18 protein-coding genes are annotated in these 20,838 nt (G+C 45.3%); 12 read left to right on the top strand and 6 right to left on the bottom strand.

Features of this window, described 5'->3' with window-relative positions; translation table 11 throughout:
- The first annotated feature begins 135 nt into the window (after positions 1-135).
- The 4 genes from aroK to KUL49_RS16210 all read left to right on the top strand — a co-directional run bounded on the left by aroK (position 136) and on the right by KUL49_RS16210 (position 4,451).
- The gene (gene aroK / locus KUL49_RS16225) at positions 136-651 is read left to right on the top strand and encodes a shikimate kinase AroK (RefSeq protein WP_014948032.1); all 516 of its coding nucleotides are present in this window, start codon (positions 136-138) and stop codon (positions 649-651) included.
- Between the two features lie 30 nt (positions 652-681).
- Entirely contained in the window at positions 682-1,749 is a 1,068-nt protein-coding gene (gene aroB / locus KUL49_RS16220) for a 3-dehydroquinate synthase (protein WP_014948031.1), read from the top strand.
- Between the two features lie 121 nt (positions 1,750-1,870).
- Positions 1,871-3,343, top strand: coding sequence for an SPOR domain-containing protein (locus KUL49_RS16215; protein WP_131137954.1), 1,473 nt, complete (start codon positions 1,871-1,873; stop codon positions 3,341-3,343).
- Between the two features lie 226 nt (positions 3,344-3,569).
- Entirely contained in the window at positions 3,570-4,451 is an 882-nt protein-coding gene (locus KUL49_RS16210) for a Dam family site-specific DNA-(adenine-N6)-methyltransferase (protein ID WP_131137953.1), read from the top strand.
- A gap of 353 nt (positions 4,452-4,804) precedes the next feature.
- On the opposite strand, the gene KUL49_RS16205 is transcribed toward KUL49_RS16210, so the two are convergent.
- From KUL49_RS16205 to KUL49_RS16195, 3 genes are all read right to left on the bottom strand, one after another.
- The gene (locus KUL49_RS16205; protein WP_014948028.1) at positions 4,805-5,005 is read right to left on the bottom strand and encodes a DUF2970 domain-containing protein; all 201 of its coding nucleotides are present in this window, start codon (positions 5,003-5,005) and stop codon (positions 4,805-4,807) included.
- 9 nt (positions 5,006-5,014) lie between these two features.
- The gene (locus KUL49_RS16200; RefSeq protein ID WP_131137952.1) at positions 5,015-5,323 is read right to left on the bottom strand and encodes a hypothetical protein; all 309 of its coding nucleotides are present in this window, start codon (positions 5,321-5,323) and stop codon (positions 5,015-5,017) included.
- A gap of 172 nt (positions 5,324-5,495) precedes the next feature.
- A complete protein-coding gene (locus KUL49_RS16195; RefSeq protein ID WP_131137951.1) occupies positions 5,496-6,317 on the bottom strand; it encodes a TorF family putative porin in 822 nt (273 codons plus the stop codon).
- 305 nt (positions 6,318-6,622) lie between these two features.
- On the opposite strand from KUL49_RS16195, the gene rpe reads away from it, so the two are divergent.
- From rpe to KUL49_RS16155, 8 genes are all read left to right on the top strand, one after another.
- Positions 6,623-7,300: a ribulose-phosphate 3-epimerase gene (rpe, locus tag KUL49_RS16190; RefSeq protein ID WP_131137950.1), complete on the top strand. Its 678-nt coding sequence runs from the start codon at positions 6,623-6,625 to the stop codon at positions 7,298-7,300.
- A 65-nt stretch (positions 7,301-7,365) separates the two neighbouring features.
- A complete protein-coding gene (gene trpS / locus KUL49_RS16185; RefSeq protein WP_039225099.1) occupies positions 7,366-8,373 on the top strand; it encodes a tryptophan--tRNA ligase in 1,008 nt (335 codons plus the stop codon).
- A 100-nt stretch (positions 8,374-8,473) separates the two neighbouring features.
- Complete coding sequence (locus tag KUL49_RS16180; protein WP_014948023.1) at positions 8,474-9,058, top strand: aminodeoxychorismate/anthranilate synthase component II; 585 nt, start codon at positions 8,474-8,476, stop codon at positions 9,056-9,058.
- Between the two features lie 297 nt (positions 9,059-9,355).
- A complete protein-coding gene (locus KUL49_RS16175) occupies positions 9,356-10,522 on the top strand; it encodes an HDOD domain-containing protein (protein WP_131137949.1) in 1,167 nt (388 codons plus the stop codon).
- 461 nt (positions 10,523-10,983) lie between these two features.
- Positions 10,984-12,192, top strand: a complete 1,209-nt coding sequence (locus tag KUL49_RS16170) for an aspartate aminotransferase family protein (protein WP_014978113.1) — start codon at positions 10,984-10,986, stop codon at positions 12,190-12,192.
- A 20-nt stretch (positions 12,193-12,212) separates the two neighbouring features.
- Positions 12,213-13,250, top strand: a complete 1,038-nt coding sequence (astA, locus tag KUL49_RS16165; protein ID WP_014948020.1) for an arginine N-succinyltransferase — start codon at positions 12,213-12,215, stop codon at positions 13,248-13,250.
- A gap of 13 nt (positions 13,251-13,263) precedes the next feature.
- Positions 13,264-14,733 carry a succinylglutamate-semialdehyde dehydrogenase gene (gene astD / locus KUL49_RS16160; RefSeq protein WP_014975473.1) on the top strand — a complete coding sequence of 490 codons (1,470 nt, stop codon included), beginning with the start codon at positions 13,264-13,266 and terminating at the stop codon, positions 14,731-14,733.
- Positions 14,734-14,850: 117 nt separating this feature from the next.
- Entirely contained in the window at positions 14,851-15,657 is an 807-nt protein-coding gene (locus KUL49_RS16155; protein WP_131137948.1) for a DUF1338 domain-containing protein, read from the top strand.
- Between the two features lie 65 nt (positions 15,658-15,722).
- On the opposite strand, the gene KUL49_RS16150 is transcribed toward KUL49_RS16155, so the two are convergent.
- The 3 genes from KUL49_RS16150 to parC form a co-directional block, all read right to left on the bottom strand.
- Entirely contained in the window at positions 15,723-17,891 is a 2,169-nt protein-coding gene (locus tag KUL49_RS16150; RefSeq protein ID WP_131137947.1) for a bifunctional diguanylate cyclase/phosphodiesterase, read from the bottom strand.
- Positions 17,892-17,903: 12 nt separating this feature from the next.
- Positions 17,904-18,440, bottom strand: coding sequence for a heme NO-binding domain-containing protein (locus KUL49_RS16145; RefSeq protein WP_014948016.1), 537 nt, complete (start codon positions 18,438-18,440; stop codon positions 17,904-17,906).
- Positions 18,441-18,503: 63 nt separating this feature from the next.
- Positions 18,504-20,789: a DNA topoisomerase IV subunit A gene (parC, locus tag KUL49_RS16140; protein WP_131137946.1), complete on the bottom strand. Its 2,286-nt coding sequence runs from the start codon at positions 20,787-20,789 to the stop codon at positions 18,504-18,506.
- Between the last annotated feature and the right edge of the window lie 49 nt (positions 20,790-20,838).

The following is a 20,838-nucleotide window of genomic DNA, read 5'->3' as shown; positions in this document are numbered from 1 at the left end:
AATCCCCGCCTCGAAATTTAAGCGAGGTTTAAGGAGTGGTGCTTATTGGACACTAAATAGGCACGAGTCAATGGGTAGGCTGGTAAGGCAACAGTGCACTGCCCCTAACATGATTAAGTTGTGATATAAGCAAATATGGCTGAAAAACGTAATATCTTTTTAGTTGGCCCAATGGGTGCTGGCAAAAGTACCATCGGTAGACATCTGGCAGACGAACTTCACCTAGACTTTTTTGATTCGGATCAGGAAATTGAGCGCCGCACGGGTGCAGACATTGCCTGGATCTTCGACCTTGAAGGCGAAGACGGTTTCCGTAAACGCGAAGAAAACGTCATTAACGATTTGACAGATAAGCAAGGTATTGTACTTGCTACTGGCGGCGGTTCTATTGTAACTAAAGCTGTGCGTAATCGTTTATCTGCCCGCGGCATCGTTGTTTACCTACAAACGACAATCGATAAGCAAGTTGCCCGTACACAACGTGACAAACGTCGTCCTTTGCTACAAAACGAAGATCCAGAACAAGTACTTCGCGATCTTGCAGAAATGCGCAACCCGCTTTACGAAGAAGTTGCTGATTACATTGTTGATACAGACGACCAAAGTGCGCGTGCTGTAGCGAATCAGATTATCAGTAAAATTGGTTTATAAATTAAATATGTAATAGGAGGTGCTACGCCAATGTCAACCTTAACTGTGGAACTTGGAGAACGTAGCTATCCTATACAGATAGAGGCTGGGCTGCTTTCGCAACCTGGCCTTTTTAGTGCCTATATAAAAGGCCCACTTGCCGTCATTGTTACCAACGAAACTGTTGCCCCACTGTATTTAGAAACCGCCAAAGCGGCGTGTGGTAATGTTCAGGTTGAAACCATTATTTTGCCGGACGGCGAGCAACACAAAAATCTTGCCCAATTCGAAGTGGTTATGACACGCCTTCTTGAGCTAAACGCTGCAAGAGATACGACACTTATCGCACTTGGCGGTGGTGTAATTGGTGATCTTACTGGCTTTGTTGCGGCAACTTACCAACGCGGTGTGCCCTTCATTCAAGTTCCTACGACTTTGCTTTCTCAAGTCGACTCATCAGTAGGTGGAAAAACCGCGGTAAATCATCCTCTCGGCAAAAACATGATTGGCGCTTTTTACCAACCGGTTTATGTGGCCATTGATACTGATACCCTCGCTACATTACCCGCGAGAGAGTTTGCTGCTGGCATGGCAGAGGTCATCAAATACGGTATCATTTACGACGCACCGTTTTTTGAATGGCTTGAAAGTAATGTAGATGCGCTTACGTCGCTTGATACTGAAATTCTTACCCAAGCTATTTCTCGCTGCTGCGAAATCAAAGCAGACGTGGTAGCAAAAGATGAACGTGAAGGTGGTTTACGCGCCATTCTTAACTTAGGCCACACGTTCGGTCACGCTATTGAAGCCGAGCAAGGCTACGGTAACTGGCTGCATGGCGAAGCGGTAGCCGCTGGTACTATAATTGCTTGTAAAGCTGCTGAAGCATTAACGTGGTTTGAAGCGTCAGAAACACGACGCGTATCGTCGCTATTTGAAGCATTTGCTTTACCGGTTGCAGGCCCAAATAGTATGACAAAGAATGACTACGTTAAGCATATGAAACGCGATAAAAAAGTGGAAGCTGGCAGTATTCGATTTGTACTTCCTCAAGGCATAGGCAAAGCGGTTGTTACCAAGGACGTCACGGACGCCATTCTTACTGACATCCTTTCTTAGTCATTAGCCCTCGCGACAACCTGGCAACGCGTCTATCTTGACTTCCCTACTTTAGTTGGAATCATGAAGAAATGCGTTGCAGGACAGTTTTTAAAGCAACGGTGAATAAGGGCAAACTCCCATGCAAAGTGAACTGCATGAACGTTTGGAATATTTGGTCAATTACTCTTCTCAGCTGATTTTTGTCAGTGGTGAGTCTATTGCTCAACAACAAAAGACCCTTGAAGCCTTTGTCTTCCAGCAGCACGATGATACCGAGATTGCGTATTTAACTGCGCAAGAAAGTATGGAGCCCTCTGACTACCGTCGACAACTTTGTCGGCAGCTTCTTGGTCAAGTGGTGGGTAGCTTCGTTAGACCTCTAAACGAACTACTTTCCGACCTAAATAGTCACGAAGGTCCAATTCTTATAGCCATCACCCAAGCCCACAATCTTCCTGATGCACTATTGCAAGAACTATGGGACTTGGTGTTGCAAAGTCGGTTTGCTGGTAACAAACAGCATTTAAATGTGCTTTTGTTCGCGAATAACGAATGGGCTGAGCGCGCCAAGCAGTGGCTTCCTGCAAAAAATACGGAAACCCCTCTAATAATTAGCAGCCAGTCAGTCATTAGCGAACAGCCTAGCTTCGAGTCAGAGCTCGACAAAATGATTGCTTCACGTCGCGAGGCTTTTCAGGCTCATTTAGAAAATAGACAGCGTGAAAATACGCAAACTTTTATCAACCCGTTAAAATCTAAGTGGTTTTATATCGCTGTTATATGCGTGTTCCTTGCTACGTTTTCTGGCCTTATTTACTGGCAGTACGGTGATAAATTAGCATCGATTTTTGCGCCTATTAGTCAACCTGCGCCAGAACCTGAAAGAACCCAGGTTGAGCCCGGCTCTGCTTATAACAAGCTTATAGGCAATGGTGAAACCGATGAAAGCAAAACAACAGCATCAAACTCAGCAACTCAAGCAACCAACCAAATAGGCAACGTAGAACTTGTTTCCGCGCCCAATGATGATAGTGCAGACGTTGGTGGCTCGTTAATTGATGAATCGTCAGATAACGGTCCGTTGATTACCAATTGGGAAAATGCGGTTTCATCCTTACCTGAAGTTACGCCATCTTCAGAACAGGCAGACAGTAACCAGTTTGAGAATGCCCCGATTGAAGGTAATACCACTGATTCCAATGGTTCAGAGGTGGTTAGCAGTGGTGCGCTAAGTGATCAACAATCTGCTCAAGGTGCCAAATCAAACTCGGACGGCGTCAACGATAATGTAGCGCCAACCACAGTGGCCAGTGAATCGAGTCAAGAAGGCTGGATTGGGGAAGATGACTACGCTATACAGTTGTTAGCGATGAAAAGTGAGTCTGTTCTCAGTGAGTTCCTACGAGAAAACAATCTAACTGAGCAAACGCGAATTTATAAAACGACGCGCTATGGTGGCGACTGGTTTGTAGTAGTTAACAAGCAAATCTACACGTCGTTATCTCAAGCGCAACAAGCACGAACAGATTTACCCGAATATCCAGGTAAACAAAATGCGTTTATAAAGCGAGGAAACCAAATCCTCTCAGAGATGAGCAAAGCGCAAAATTAAGTCATTTCACAACCGGGTGGCCATAATATTTCCAGTAAATGAGCAAAATTCCGTTCTTGCGACACTTGTTGGTTGTCCGTTTTACTGATGAAAGTTACAATCTACCTTTAGTGTGGTGATATCTGATACTGATCAGCATAAAAGTATAAAGACGACCCTTTCCCTTGGAACGGCGGCGCACGGAAAAACCACCGTCTTCATTCCGTCTAGGTAGTAACGTTTAAGCATGATGCAGAAAAAAAACCGGGCTTTTTTAAAATGGGCCGGTGGCAAATACAGCTTGGTTGAGCATATTCAGGCCAGATTACCGCAAGCCAATAAACTCATTGAACCGTTTGTTGGTGCCGGATCTGTATTTCTGAATACGCAATACAAACGCTACCTGCTTAATGACATCAATCCTGATCTCATCAACTTATACAATTTCCTTAAAGCGCAGCCCGATGCACTGATTAACGATGCACGCTCATTTTTCGACGGAAAACGCAACGAAGAAAAAATGTATTACGCTTTACGAGAAGAGTTTAACGCCACACAAGATGAATATTATCGCGCCATTCTCTTTTTGTATTTGAACCGTCACGGTTACAACGGATTATGTCGTTACAGCCTTCAAGGGCGTTTTAACGTACCTTTTGGCCGCTATAAAAAACCTTACTTTCCAGAAGACGAGATGTTTGTGTTTTCGGAAAAGTCGCAAAAAGCGACGTTTACTTGTCTTCCTTTTGAAAAGGTTTTTTCTAGAGCTAGGCGTGGCAATGTTATTTATTGTGACCCACCGTATGCTCCTATCAGCAAGACTGCAGCGTTTACCAGCTATGCGGCGCGAAGCTTCGGACAAGAATCTCAAGAGAAGCTGGCTGAGCTCGCCACCCGCGCGTCAAAAAAGCGAGGCATACCCGTCCTCATCTCAAATCACGATTTACCGCTAACTCGGTCGCTTTATCACGGGGCAGATTTCAGTATGCTGTCAGTTAAGCGTTCGATAAGTCAAAACGGTGCAAAGCGACAGCCTGTGGATGAAATTTTGGCTTATTTCCCTCCAGCTAACATCGCACCAAAGCGAAAGACTCGAAAAAAGAAGACGTTTAACCGCCCTTCAGTTTAGTGTGTGGTGCCTAAAAAACGTCTTATAGGTAGCGCATCGACCGCCTTACCCGCATACGATTTCTATTAATACCAATCCGCATAGATAAGTGCCCACTCAGAAGGTGCTGGCAAGTTTCCTAGCAAAGCGTGGGAATGCAGGAATGGTTGTTCCCTTTCAAATTCCCAGAATGAAGCTAGGAAGCTTGCCAGACCTTCCCGAAGGGCGAGTTTAAAATGTCCGTACTCTTTGTTGTGTCACCTTGATGTAGAACCACTATACCTGCGGTAACACGCCGCGATTACGAACATTTTAACTCTCGCTGAGTGGGTAATTATCTATGCGGACTGGTATAGTGTGTATTCACGCAATTGCTATGCGCTATAGCCCGTATACCATTTAACGAACATAAAAAGCGTAACAACAAACAGCACAACCAAGATTACGCCAATGACGGCGAAACTGATAAAAGTGCCTTTAGTAAAGTCACGTTCGTAGTTCTTATGGCTCTGAACACCAAATAGACTAGCAACTACACTACCTAGAACTGACCAAAAACCAGTACCAGACTGCATAATTTTCCCCTAAGTGTCGTTAGCAGGTGAGGTGAAATCTCGATTACCTTCGTCGCTGTGCATCAACTCAAGTAGGTCTAAAAAGTGGAATTGGAAAGAGGATGATTTCCCCGCTATCCATGACAGCCAACTGACTTCCTCAACACCCTCTTGATGACGGGCACATTGGTTTTGAGTATGGCTTGCGGGCAACTTGGGGTTGAACTCCGTAACGGGTTGGAATTCGCATACTGACGAGTGTGAATTTGGCGTACTTGTGACCGCAACGCTAACAAGCGCTACCGCTCCACAAATCGCAAAAAATGGAAGAACTTTCATCCTGAATACTCCTTACACTCGTTTAAAAATTAATCTCATTATAATCAAAAGCAGGTTACGAACAAGTTAAAAATGCGTTGCTTGTAAAAAATGAAAAGCCTAACGAAAACACATTAGGCTTTTAGTACTCAACGTTATGATAAAGGCCTTCCAATGGCCCCTACAAAGTAGTTTATAGCTCGAAGTCTACTGAATACGCTACGGTAAATTTAACGGCGTCGTTATCAAACTCGTCGTCACCGCCCATGTCGTCAAGGTCGGTACCGGTGATGGCAAAGCTAAAGCCGTCTTTTGCTATTGAAATACCATAGTCCATATAACCTTCCACGCCATTAAACGCTTCAGCGAAGTCACCCTCGTGATAACCGACATGGAAACCAAGCTCAGTGCCATTCAGGATTTCTGTAGTGTAACCAAGAGACGTATAAGACGCTTGAGCAAAACCAAAGTCCTGATCTTCGCCTTCATCAGCTTCAGTGTGCGCTAAAAGGTATACCGTAAGGCTTAACCCACCCATACCTACAGACCCATAAACCTCTGCAAAGTCGAAGTTCGCTTCGTCATCGTAGTTGTAGTAAAGGTAGCCAAAGTCGTACGCAATACCGTCAGACTCACCTGAAAAACCGAAGTACATATCGTGCTCATATGAATATTCGTCACCTGCACCGTAGTTCACGTTAGACGCCCACGTACCCGCATAAAAACCACTTTCATGCGCGTAATCGATACCACCCTGTACTGCGGCTTCGTTAGTTGTTTGTGTTAGACCACGCCAGATGTAGTTACTGGTTGCACTAGCGTTAGCAGTAAATGAACCTTCTGCATAGCTAGGCATGGCTGTTAACAGACACGCTGAAGAAATAGCAGCGGCAAGTATTGTTCTTTTTGTAGATGTTTTCATGTGTGTTCTCCAGTCAAATTCAAACTTGTTGTAATTCGTTTTTTCTGTCTGTGTTTTCTTTTTTGGACTGGATAACGCAAAGTTGATGCCCATTTATGGTTCATCAAAAAAACTCGCAAAAAATAAATTAACCAATTGAAATTTAAAATGTTATTTCACTTAAAAAATTCACCCGCTGTCACCGAAACAAAAAAACACTGCATAAAAACGCACCAACATGACGCGCACTCACCAAAATTGGGCAACGCTCTGACAAGGTCCGTTTATCTTAAATTTCCGTGAAGTTAACGCTGATTAACCCTTTGCATAGTAAAGAAGCACGGATTTGGGTAAACTTTCGCAAAGGTGAAACGTAAGTGGCAACGCACCTTGTTGTTTTTAGAATGAAAGGACATGCAATGAAACCATTCCTAATTGCTCCATCAATACTATCGGCCGATTTCGCTCGACTTGGCGAAGACGTAGAAAAGGTATTAGAGGCTGGCGCTGATGTGGTGCATTTCGATGTAATGGATAACCACTATGTACCCAATCTTACGTTTGGGCCAATGATTTGCGAGGCGTTAAGAAACTACGGCATTACCGCTCCCATTGATGTGCACCTAATGGTGAAGCCCGTCGATGACTTAATTGAAAAATTCGCGAATGCAGGGGCCAGCTATATTAGTTTTCACCCAGAAGCGTCTGAGCACATAGACCGCTCTCTACAGCTTATTATCGATGCAGGTTGCAAGCCGGGGCTCGTATTTAACCCAGCAACGCCACTACATTACCTTGACCACGTCATGGACAAACTGCACCACATTCTTATTATGTCGGTTAACCCAGGGTTTGGTGGTCAAAAGTTTATTCCTAGCACCTTAGATAAAGTGCGCGCGGTGAAACAGCGTGTATTAGAAAGCGGCTACGATATTCGAATTGAAATTGACGGAGGCGTAAAAGTCGATAACATTCGCGAAATAGCGGGAGCGGGCGCGGATATGTTTGTGGCTGGTTCGGCTATTTTTTCTCAACCCGACTACAGCGATGTCATTGAGCAAATGCGCAATGAACTAGCGTCACTGTCTAAAGCATAATTTTTGAAGCTTTATTTTCTCAAGCTTTATTTTCACAGTATTTAACGTATTACAGGTAAAAAGAAATGAGTAATAAACCCGTTGTATTAAGTGGCTGTCAGCCTTCAGGACAACTTACCCTTGGCAATTACATGGGTGCACTTAAACAGTGGGTTTCCATGCAAGACGACCACGACTGCTTATATATGATAGTGGATTTGCATGCTATTACTGTACGACAAGACCCTAAGCAGCTTGCTGAAGCTTGTCTAGACGGCCTTTCCCTTTACCTTGCTTGCGGTATTGATCCACAAAAAAGTACTCTGTTTTTGCAATCCCATGTGCCTGAACATGCACAGCTATCTTGGGTATTGAATTGTTACGCCCAAATGGGTGAGCTTAATCGCATGACTCAATTCAAAGATAAGTCTGCGAAGAACGAAAATAACATTAATGTAGGCTTATACAGCTACCCTGTACTCCAAGCAGCAGATATTTTGCTATACCAAGCAGATAAAGTACCGGTAGGTGAAGATCAGAAGCAGCACCTTGAATTGACTCGTGACATTGCTACACGTGTTAACAATCTATACGGCGATGTATTTCGTCTACCTGACCCGTATATCCCAGACTTTGGCGCGCGCATCATGAGCCTTCAAGAGCCTGAAAAGAAGATGTCTAAGTCTGACAACAACCCGAATAACTTCATCGGCTTATTAGAAGATCCTAAGAAGTTGGCCAAGAAAATCAAACGTGCCGTGACCGACTCTGACGAGCAAGCTAATATCTACTTTAACCCAACTGAAAAACCAGGCGTGTCTAACTTACTGACTCTACTTTCGCTTGCGACAGGTAAATCAATTAAAGAGCTTGAGCCTGAATATACTGACAAAATGTATGGCCACCTTAAAGGTGATGTTGCAGACGCTGTGGTTGCTCTACTTGAACCAATTCAGGCCCGCTATGCTGAAATTCGCGCAGACAGAGCATATCTTGACGACGTAATGCGTCAGGGTGCTGAGAAAGCGTCAGCGCGAGCGGCTGAAACTTTGGCTAAAGTATACAAAGCAGTCGGCTTTATTCCAAAGCCATAACAGCCGAATTCCAACATCTTGCTACACGCCATGAAGGGTTCATTTAATCCTTCATGGCTAAAACCTTCGCAACTTAGAAATACCAAGGACTAGCACTGCTGTGTTGCTGTTAATTGATAACTTCGATTCGTTCACTCATAACCTCGCTCGGTATTTCACTGAGCTCAGCGTCGACGTTGAAGTGGTGCGAAATAACGCACTGACCTTAGACGACATATCTCGCTTAGCGCCTTCACAGTTAGTTATTTCACCGGGACCATGCACGCCTAACGAAGCGGGCATAAGCTTATCTGCGATTGAACATTTTGCAGGCAAGATTCCTATTTTAGGTGTATGCCTGGGTCATCAAGCTATAGGTCAAGTGTTTGGTGCCAAGGTAGTAGGTGCACAAGAGATTAAGCATGGAAAAGTTTCACCCCTAACACACCGCAACAGTGGCCTGTTCAAAGGCTTACCTAACCCGTTTAACGTGACGCGCTACCACTCATTGGTTTTAGATCCCGCATCGCTACCTGCCTCACTGAGTGTTGATGCATGGTGTGAAACCGCAAAGGGCACAAAGGAAATCATGGCAATTTCCCATAATCATCACCCTATTTGGGGCGTGCAGTACCACCCCGAGTCACTACTTACCGAACACGGTCATAGCGTACTGGATGCGTTTCTTCAGTTTAAATCAATTTAAGTATACGAGTTTGATGCCGATACGCTTCTATAGTGTAAAAGGTTACGCTTGAAGGCCAGAATTACTCGCAATTCACTGATTTTTCGTTTAACTTTTCATAATTCGTTTTAGCCAATGCGCTGAATAAAGATTATACGAAGCATCGCACACGCAATATCAACAGTTGCAGGGTAAATAAGGCTTGCTTTCAAGCAGTAGCTACCATTTTCATCATTACCGTAGCGAAAGTAATAAAGGCCCCTGATGTACGATAATATTGCCGTTCACCAAAAAGTTATGAGCAGGAGTGCTTTTAATATGACAATGGGGGCAACCACACCGCCCACGATAGATGATCGTTTTGAAAATATGATCATATCGCCAGAGCGAGTGCTGGAAATGCTAGGAAGGCGCAAGGTGGGAGAGGTAAGCTTCGAGCAATCGGAGCAAGGTGATGCGCGCAGGCTGCTACTGCACGTTGAAAAAGTGGCGATTGAAAACAAGCGCCTTCAAGAGAAAACCGAAGCGTCATACCTTGAATCAGTGAGTCACCATCTTCACGAGATCCTTTTAGGTGAATTAACAGAGCAGCTAGGCTATACCGACGAACTCGTTCAAAATGTACTTAACTTGCCCGAAAATATCGGCGAGCTTCTTGATGCACTTTCCGTGAAGGCATGCTCGGTTTCGAAACTAGAGCCAATTGCCGCAACCATGCCATGGCTTTATGATGAACTAATCGTTGTGGTGAATACTCCACGATTTAGACGCAAAGACTCCCGAGGGCGTATCATTGTGGTAGAGACACTGCGCACAGCATTGAGCTTTTTGGGTATTGAAAACCTACGCACATTGATACCGTCGCTCATTTTAAAGCGCGCTATGCCTCAGATTACCGACCCTTACCCGCTAATTAAACAAAAGCTTACGCCTTATACGACTGGCGTTGCTATAACGGCGAAACGCCTTGCAGCACTTACGGATTTAAACAAAAACCAGGCTTATACCCTTGCGATGCTCAGTAATTTGGGGCGCTGTGTCGTAACAAGACTTTACTTCAAACTGTTCGATAAAATTCAGCTACACCTGTTGCAAGAATGCCAGAAAGACAAAGAGCAAAAGCGACATGAAGCGCTACTCAAAGTGGCTCCTTCAGCCAACCACCTTATTGCTCTGCAGCAAGAATTCGCAGATCCAATCAGCGCGGATATTCTGGAGTGGATGCAGTTAATGCGCTTGCCTATTGCAGAACCTATGCGAGCGTGTGCCGATAAAGTACCCGCACAGCCTAAAACACTCAGTAAGGTACTTCATCAAGCCCGAACCTACACACAAATTCGGATGTTACATCAGTTAAAGCTTGTTGAAATGAAAGAAGTAAAGCCGCTTTTCATGGAGCAACGCTACCCTGCAGGTGCACTCGAAAAACTCAAAACCATTGATATTTTCACCCTTCCTTTGGTAAAAAACGAAGAGAATCATTAATTTTTAGTGGATATTCATGCACTCGTTATGCACCTTTTTCATTTCATGTGCATGATGCCCCAAATTATTGACGGTTGCTCAATGCGTTGCCCGTTTTTAGCGACATTAAACAGGTAAGGCTTCCAGTCCTATCCCCCCTTTTTTATTGCCTCACAGTGCATTAAAACCCGTATGCAGCCCTTTTCTCAGCGCAAAAATTGATTATTACTAATTGATATAGCCCAGTAGTTAATAGTTATTCACTTTTCCTGCAAATTAAGCCACAGTCCTTATAAATAAAGGGCTGCAGCCCTTTGCATAGAAGACAAATGTTAAAAAAAATGGCATACTGTTGAACAAATCCGATTAGTTTTTACGCGCCCAATTAACGCTTATCGACCAAAGTAGTACTAAAATGTGCTCATAGATTCGATAGGCCAAATCACACAGTGTGATTGGCGCCCAACGCAGAGGTAACAAAGATGAACGTAACTCGCGCTACATTTGATGATGTAATGGTTCCTAACTATAACCCAGCAGGTATGGTACCTGTTCGAGGTGAAGGTTCACGCGTATGGGATCAAGATGGAGCTGAGTACATCGACTTTGCAGGCGGTATTGCAGTTAACGTTTTAGGTCACTGTCACCCAGAGCTTGTGAAAGCTCTTAATGAACAAGGCAGCAAGCTTTGGCACTTAAGCAACGTTTTCACTAACGAGCCAGCCCTTCGTTTAGCTAAAAAGCTAAATGACGCAACGTTTTCAGATAGAGTTTACTTCGCAAACTCAGGCGCAGAAGCGAACGAAGCAGCATTGAAGCTAGCTCGTCGCTGGGCGCTGGACAAGCACGGTGAAGACAAAAACCAAATCATCGCGTTCAACAAAGGTTTCCACGGCCGTACCTTCTTTACCGTAACAGTAGGTGGTCAAGCTGCTTACTCTGACGGTTTTGGTCCTAAGCCAGGCGCTGTTGACCACTGTGACTACAACGATTTAGCTGCCTTTGAAGCGCTAATTTCTGACAAAACCTGCGCGGTAATGATGGAACCGCTTCAGGGTGAAGGCGGTATTATTCCACCTGATGTAGATTTCGTAAAAGGTGTTCGCGAGCTTTGTGACAAGCACAACGCATTACTTATTTTTGACGAAGTTCAGTCGGGTGTTGGTCGTACTGGTCACCTTTATGCCTATATGGGTCTTGGCGTAACACCTGATATCCTAACAACCGCTAAATCTCTTGGTGGCGGCTTCCCAATTGGTGCCATGCTTACCACAGCAGACATCGCTGCACACCTTAAGCCAGGTACCCACGGTAGTACTTACGGTGGTAACCCACTAGCCTGTGCTGTTGCGGAAAAAGCGTTAGATATCGTGAACCAGCCAGAAGTGCTTGAAGGTGTACTTAAGAAAGAGGCCTTATTCCGTGAACTACTAGGTGCTATCAATGAAAAGTACAACGTATTTGAAGAAGTACGTGGACAAGGCATGCTGTTAGGTTGTGCGTTAAATGAAAAATACCAAGGCCGTGCACGTGACTTCATGATGGCTGCAACGAAAGAGAACCTTATGTGTCTTGTTGCTGGCATGAACGTTATTCGTTTTGCACCTTCACTGGTTATTCCTGATGAAGACATCAAAGAAGGTCTTGCACGTTTTGAACGCGCCGTTGCTGCCGTTGTAAACGCCGAATAATTACAACACGAGTAGCGAACATGAATATCATTCGCCCTATCACGAAGGCCGACTATAACGCGCTTAAAGAAATCGCCGTTGAATCAGGTATTGGCTTTACGTCTTTACCTGTCAACGACGAGTTGCTGCAGCGTAAAATTGATCGTGCAGAAACTGCGTTTAACAAACCAAACGTAACCGAACCTGGCGATGAGTCATACTTGTTTGTAATGGAAGATACCACTACCGGACAGGTAGTGGGAACAACAGGTATAGAAGCGGCTGTTGGTATAGACGATGCGTTCTATCATTACCACCTAAGCAAAGTAGTGCACGCCTCGCGCGAGCTTAACATTCACAACACGGTAGACATTCTAACGTTTTGTAATGACTACACCGGTGTTACTGAAATATGTACGCTGTTTCTTCGCGAACAAGCCCGTGGCGGCATAAACGGCCGCTTCCTTTCAAAGGTTCGATTCTTGTTCATGATGGAGCACCGTGAACGCTTCTCAGAGACAGTTATTGCTGAAATGCGCGGTGTGAGTGACGAAGAAGGACGCTCACCGTTTTGGGAGTGGTTGGAAACCCATTTCTTCTCTATGGATTTTCCTACTGCCGACTACTTAACTGGCATTGGTAATAAAGTGTTTATTGCTGAACTTATGCCGAAGTACCCGATATACGTAAATCTGCTTAGCAAAGAAGCGCAGGAAGTCATTGGCGAAGTTCATGACAAAACACGCCCTGCTCTTCAGCTTCTTGAAGAAGAAGGCTTTTCTTGCCGCGGCTATGTAGACATTTTCGACGCAGGCCCGACGGTAGAAGCAAACTTAAGCCACATCCGCACGGCTCAGTCGAGTTTAAAACTGCCTGTAGTGATTGACGATAGCGCTGCTGCCCAAGGGCAAACGCACTACATCATTAATACATCAGTATCTGATTTTCGTGCAGTTGCCACCGAGATGACGGTAAGCGAAGAAAAGCAAGTTGCCGTACTATCTCGCCAAGCCGCTGCTGCATTGAATGTCAAAGAGGGAGAGCACGTACGCTTCGCCCCCGTTACATTCAGAGATTAAAAGGACACCCACTATGCTACATACACATTTTATCAACGGTGAATGGGTTGCCGGACAAGGTCATGACTTAGCGTCAATTGACCCTGCAAAAAACGAAGTGATTTGGGAAGGTAAGTCTGCGACAGCCTCTCAAATTGATGACGCAATTAACGCTGCTCGTGCTGCACTTCCAGCATGGAGCATGAAAACCGTTGAAGAGCGTCTTGAAATTATTAAGGTTTATGGCACTAAGCTAGAAGAAGCTAAAGCGCACCTTGCCAAAGTTATGGCTAAAGAAACGGGTAAGCCAGAATGGGAAACTGCCACTGAAGTTGGCGCCATGATGGGCAAAATTGGTATTTCTGAAAAAGCCTATTTTGAACGCACGGGTAACGTTGAAAACCCAATGCCTGTAGGTAAAGCCTTCATTCGACACAAGCCTCACGGCGTTGTTGCTGTATTTGGCCCATACAACTTCCCTGGCCACCTGCCAAACGGACACATTGTTCCAGCCCTTATTGCAGGTAACACGGTTGTGTTTAAACCAAGCGATTTGACGCCTATGGTTGCACAAGAAATGGTGAAGCTATGGGATGCTGCTGGCCTGCCAGCGGGTGTACTCAACCTAGTACAAGGTGAAGTTGAAACAGGTAAGGCATTGGCGTCGCATAACGATATCGATGGTCTTTTCTTTACGGGTAGCTCACGCACAGGAAAAATCTTGCACGAGCAGTTCGCAGGTCACCCAGGTAAAATTTTGGCTCTTGAAATGGGTGGTAACAACCCACTCATTGTTAAAGATGTGGCTGATGTTGATGCTGCCGTACATGACATCGTTCAATCTGCTTTCATTACGTCCGGTCAGCGCTGTACGTGTGCACGTCGCCTATTCTTACCAGCCGATGCACAGGGTGATGCAATCCTTGCTCGCTTAATCGAAGTGACCAAGAATATTAAGGTGGGTGATTATGACGCTGAAGATCAACCATTTATGGGCGCAATGATCTCAAGCAATGCCGCTGCACTGATGGTAAAAGCACAGCAAGAGCTTGAAAACCTTGGTGGTAAAGTACTGGTTCGCCTTGAACAAAAAGATGAGAACAAAGGTTTTGCTACTCCTGGCATCATTGATGTGACAGACATGCTTGCTTCACTGCCTGACGAAGAACACTTTGGTCCACTACTTAAAGTGATTCGTTACAGCGATTTTGACGCAGCTATCGCAGAAGCGAATAACACCAGCTTTGGCTTATCAGCAGGTCTTCTAGGCGACAACGAAGAAGATTATCGCTACTTCTTCGCACGCATTCGCGCGGGCATCGTAAACTGGAATAGACCTATTACAGGTGCAAGCAGCGCAGCGCCATTTGGTGGCGTGGGCGACAGCGGTAACCACAGAGCAAGTGCGTTTTATGCAGCCGACTACTGTGCGTACCCAGTTGCTTCAGTTGAGCTTGATAAAGTTACTATGCCGGGCAAATTAAGCCCAGGCTTGTCGATGTAACCCAAGCTTTTCACGTTACAAAAAGGCCGACATGATTTTTGTGTCGGCCAGTTTAGTACCAACCCTATACGAACTATTCGTTTAAAAATAGTCAACGACAGAAAGGACCCTACCACCATGCATAGCAACATCGATACGTTGTTTAGCAACATGTGGGACGATTACGTTACCATCACTCCCTCAGCGCATAAAATTCATGCACTTTTGGCGGGTGAAGAAAACACGAACGACATCGTTAACGACCATGTAGCTTTTCGAACTTTTGCTCTTGATAAAACCCGCTTAGACAAGCTTGCTGCGCACTTCTCAGCATTGGGTTATGAAGCTAAAGGCGACTATGACTTTGAGGCGAAAAAGCTTACTGCAAAGCATTTCGAGCACCCTGACGATACTAAACCAAAAGTATTTATTAGTGAGCTTCGTGTAAATGAGCTTTCTGAAACTGCCCAAGCAATTATCAAGAAGATGGTTGATCAAATGCCTGAGTCTGTAGTGGATGCAGATAACTTCTTGTACTCGGGTAAACATTGGGACGTTACTAAAGCAGAATACGACACACTGCTTAACGAATCAGAATACGCGGCGTGGATGGCGGCATGGGGCTTCCGTGCTAACCACTTTACGGTAAGTGTTAATCACTTAACCCGTACTGACGAGCTTACCGACGTAAACACATTGCTTAAAGAAGCAGGCTTTGTGCTAAACACCTCTGGCGGCGAAATTAAAGGTGGTCCAGACGTATTTTTAGCGCAATCATCAACGATGGCTGACCGTGCTGACGTAGCGTTTAGCGACGAAACTGTGGCAATTCCAAGCTGCTTCTACGAGTTTGCACAACGCTATGAAATGCCTGATGGTAAGCTTTACAAAGGCTTTGTTGCCGCATCGGCAGATAAAATCTTTGAAAGCACCAATGCTAAGTAACGAGCTTGCTTAGTCATTAAAAAAAGCCCGATAGGGCTTTTTTTGTTTATGCTTAGCTGAAGACATTACCGATTAGGCTCAGTAGTATGCCTTGCCAAGAACTGATCGTAAGGCATTGGTTTATCAAAGTAAAACCCCTGCATTAGCTGAATGTCGGCCTGCTCCATGAAAGGCAAATAAGACTCCAACTCTACGCCTTCAGCCACCACATCTATCTGCAAACTCTTTAACATGGCTATCAGACCATTAAATAGCGCATTGGCTTTGCTATCTTGGTGAATACCCTGAATTAAGCTTTTATCCACCTTAACCACTTCAAACTGGAAACTTCGCAAGTAGCTAAGAGATGAAAAGCCACTGCCAAAATCATCCAGAGACAGTCTAAACCCATGATCTCTCAACGTGTTTAATGCTCTAAGTGCTGATTTTTCATCGCGAATAAAGACCGACTCAGTGAGCTCTAGCTCAATAAATTCGGGAGACACATCATTATCCATACAGATAGACATTGCCTGATTTGGAAATTCTGGGTCAAGCATCTGATTAGCGCTGATATTCACAGACAAAGGAATGGCATCACCCTGCTGCGACTCCATTATTGAAATGTAATCACATGCCGCTTCCAGTGCTTGAAGACCAATAGCACTGTCCAGCTTGTGCTCTTCTGCTATGGGAATAAACACTGCCGGCGATACAACACCGTGTAAGCCTGAAATCCAGCGACACAGTACTTCACCGCCTTTTAACTCACCGTTTAGATCATATTTACCCTGAATATAGAAATCGAGTAGGTGGTTCTCTACTGTTCTGCGCAAGTCATTCACCATACTGACCTGCTGGGTCATGCTCTCATAGAGACCTGACTCGTAAATAAACGCCTGCCCTTTACCCAGCTCTTTCGCACGGTACATTGCGGCGTCGGCACACTGCACCAAGCTTTCTAGGTTATCACTATGTTCTGGAAATTCAGCAATGCCAATACTGGCAGACAGCCTAAGCTCCGACGTTTTTACGGTTATGGCGTCTTCTTCTATCTGGCTGATAAGCCGCTCAGAGCGTTCAGCAATTTCCTCAACATTCTGATTAGGCAATACGGCAATAAACTCATCACCACCCCACCTGCCGACTTCCCCTATCGGGCCGAATATGGCAGTAAGGAGCGCTCCTACGCGCTGAAGCTCAATATCCCCTCTTTCATGCCCTGCGTTATCGTTAATTGCTTTGAACCCGTCCAGATCAATAAAGACCAAAATAAAGTGCTGTTCTTTTTGTACTAACCCGGAGATGGACTCACGCAGCGAATTGCGATTGGAAAGGCCGGTTAACTCATCGTGCAATGCCAGTTGACGTAGTTTGGCTTCGTTGCGTTTTCTATCGCTGATGTCGCGCATTGTGGCAATCAAATAAGATGAAGTTTGCTGGTAGGTCTCAAACAAAGCCACCGAGATATCGACAACCTTAATTTCACCGTTTTGCGTCTTCACTTTCGACTCGAAGCGAATTTGTTTATCAAGCGCCAACTGCACTTTATCGACTTTCTCAGCAATGAATATTTGGTTGAAATCCAAACCAATGCATTGCTCTTTGAAAGGCGCAGCAATCAGCTGAATATATGCATCGTTACATTCTGTGATAACAAGATCAGGTGAGAGTACTAACATGGGCTCACGTGAGCTCGCAAAAGCAGAGGCCATTAAGTGAAACGATTGCTCGGCTTTGCGCTGCTGAGTAATGTCTTTTGTGGTGCCAACAATATGAAGCGCTTCACCCGCTTTTCCGCGCTTCAGCACGCGCCCGCGCAGCCTTACCCACTGAAAATTGCTGTCGAGCTTTAAGCGAAAAGAAAACTCTATACGGTCACGATTGCCGTGTAGCGCCATGCTCCAGTGAAACTGCAGACCGTCTAAATCGTCCTCATGTACCCGCTCTAGAAGCTCAATTAAGGTGCCTGACCAGGTAGATACACTTTCAGAATGTAGTGAGAATGAGCGAAATTCCATAATGTCATTCTCTGCCTCCCAATTCCAAAAAGACTCCTGCGACGCCCATAGTGCAAGTTCCAAATCTTTCTGTGCACTTTGGCTTTTTTGAAGCGTAGCATACAAACTTTGCGTCTTTTCTCTCAGCAAAGCTTCGGCTTGCTCTCTCGCATTTCGCTCTCGCTTTAAACGCCTTTCAAGTAACGCAGCACGGTCGCTACCAGAAGGCGTGCTATGCGTTGTTCCATCTGACATAACATGCCTCCGTTAAACGAGAGATATACTAAATTCGTAGGTATGAGGCGTATCTAGTTGATGGGTTTCCCTTTCCAGGGTGCAGTTGTAATGAGCTGCGGCTGCGTCCATCAAGCCTTCTGCTAAAGGATATAATTCTCTTTCAGAATAATACTGTAAGCGCATGGTGTTATCGGTTCTGGATATCACCGTAAATCGGGGTAGGTCGGCGTCTGGGTAGAGCTTCTTAACCTGAACATGAATGTCGCCGTCCAAGTGCTCCAGCATATCCAACATGCCTTCTGTATTGGCCAGCACGTCGCCATGCACTGCACCTAACTTACCAAATAAGTAATAGCCGAAATCGTAGAGTAGCTCGTTAGCTGACTTACCCGTTTTCTCTACCAGCACACCTAACAGGCGTTGCATTTGTTCAAACGGGTAATAGCCCACTGCGGTATAAGCGCCGTCGTTTTCTAACCCAGCTTCCATGATGACATCGTCAGCAAACTCAGGAGAAACTTTCTCCTCGAGCATATCGATTAACGATGTAAAAACTATGCCTAGCATGTAAATTCCTCATCTAATCCCTTTTTGAGTGTAGTTCACCTAAGCATAAGAACAACTTAAACTTTATGACAAATCTTCAGATGTTTCGTCCTTGCTGGGTAAGACAACTTCAACCGTATCAACCCGCTGTAGTCCTCGCGGTAATTTATTCCCTCTTCGGCCTCTTTCTCCCTGATAGTGGGTAAGGTCGTCAGCCGTCAGTGTCATGTTGCGCTTACCGGCCCCCACTTTAATTGCGGCACCATCAGGTACAACAGAAAGCACCTTCACGTACTCTTCTCGAGATTGCGATTTTGCAGAAGGAATATTGATAAGCTTGTTCCCCTTCCCTTTACCTAAACTTGGCAAGTCGCGTAGTGGGAACATGAGCATGCGACCTTCATTAGAAATACTTAGGCACCAATCGGAGTCTGGATTTGTAACCGGTGTTGGTTTCATCACTTTCGCCGCAGTAGGCAATGATAAGTAGGCTTTACCTGCCTTGTTCTTACTCACCATATCTTTAAATGTGCCGACGAAGCCGTAACCTGCATCTGAACCTACTAAGAATTTGCTTTCGTCTTGCGCCATAATGACGTGTTGGAATGACTCGCCACCCACTATGCTGAAGCGCCCGGTTAGCGGTTCCCCCTGACTTCGTGCAGACGGCAATCCGTGAGCGTCACAAGAGAAAGTACGACCTGAACTGTCCATAAACACGGCAGGCTGGTTGCTCTTGCCTTCGGCGCTGGATAAATAGGCATCACCAGCTTTGTAGCTTAAACCTTCCGCATCGATATCATGACCTTTTGCACAGCGTGCCCAGCCTTTTTCTGACAGCACAACAGTTACAGACTCAGCAGGTACCAGCTCTTTTTCAGACAGCGCTTTAGCTTCACCACGCTCAACAATAGGTGAGCGTCTGTCGTCACCGTACTTTTCAGCGTCTGCAAGGATTTCTTTCTTAATTAGGGTTTTAAGGCGGCGATCTGAGCCTAGAAGCTGCTGAAGCTTGTCGCGCTCTTCTGCAAGTTCATCTTGCTCGCCTTTAATCTTCATTTCTTCTAACTTGGCTAAGTGACGAAGCTTCAATTCCAGAATTGCTTCCGCTTGTGTGTCACTTAAACCGAATCGCGCCATTAATTCTGGTTTTGGTTTGTCGTACGTGCGAATAATTTCGATAACTTCATCGATATTCAAAAACGCAATTAATAAACCTTCTAAAATATGCAAACGCGCTAACACTTTATCTAAACGGTATTGCAAGCGGCGCGTCACAGTATCTTTTCGGTACTGCAACCATTCAGACAAAATCGTACGTAAGTCTTTCACCTGAGGGCGACCGTCTAGGCCAATCATATTCAAGTTGACCCGGTAGTTTTTCTCTAGGTCGGTAGTTGCAAATAAATGCTGCATCAGCTGAGTCACATCAATACGATTTGAGCGAGGCGTAATCACCAAACGGGTTGGATTTTCATGATCCGATTCGTCTCGAAGATCGCTTACCATCGGTAACTTTTTCGCCTGCATTTGCGCGGCAATTTGCTCTAGTATCTTGGCACCAGACGCTTGGTGAGGTAGAGCGGTAATAACAACATCACCGTTTTCTTCCATATACACCGCGCGCATTTTTATAGAACCACGCCCAGTCTCGTACAGCTTTTGAATATCAGACTTTGGCGTAATAATTTCAGCTTCGGTAGGATAGTCAGGTCCATTAACGTGTTCTAGCACATCGCTAAGCTCGGCTTTGCTGTTGTCTAACAACATGGCACACGCGTTGGCCAACTCTCTCACGTTGTGAGGAGGAATATCCGTCGCCATGCCAACGGCAATCCCTGTCACGCCATTTAATAGGATATGTGGCAAGCGAGCTGGAAGCACGCTAGGCTCGTTTAGCGTACCGTCAAAATTAGGTACCCAATCTACCGTACCTTGTCCAAGTTCATTCAGCAGCACCTCAGAGAAGCGCGAGAGCTTAGCTTCCGTATAACGCATGGCAGCAAACGATTTCGGATCATCCGGCGCACCCCAGTTACCTTGACCATCTACTAAAGGGTAGCGATAAGAGAAAGGCTGAGCCATGAGCACCATCGCCTCATAACAGGCAGAATCGCCGTGAGGGTGAAACTTACCCAGCACATCACCTACGGTTCTCGCCGATTTTTTATATTTGGCATTTGCATTTAACCCTAGGTCTGACATCGCATAAATGATGCGTCGCTGAACAGGCTTTAAGCCATCCGAAATATGTGGAAGTGCACGGTCCATGATGACGTACATGGAATAGTTTAGATAAGCGTCTTCGGTGAAACGTCGAAGAGGAAGTTGCTCTACCCCATCGCGATTAATGATGATCTCGTCACTCATGATAGTTTTTTCGTTTTGTTATTAATACCAATGCGCTCGTGCTAGTTAG

It is taken from the genome of Alteromonas sp. KUL17 (assembly GCF_006538305.1).
Classification (GTDB): Bacteria; Pseudomonadota; Gammaproteobacteria; order Enterobacterales; family Alteromonadaceae; genus Alteromonas; species Alteromonas macleodii.
This window is presented reverse-complemented; position numbering and strand designations above follow the sequence as displayed.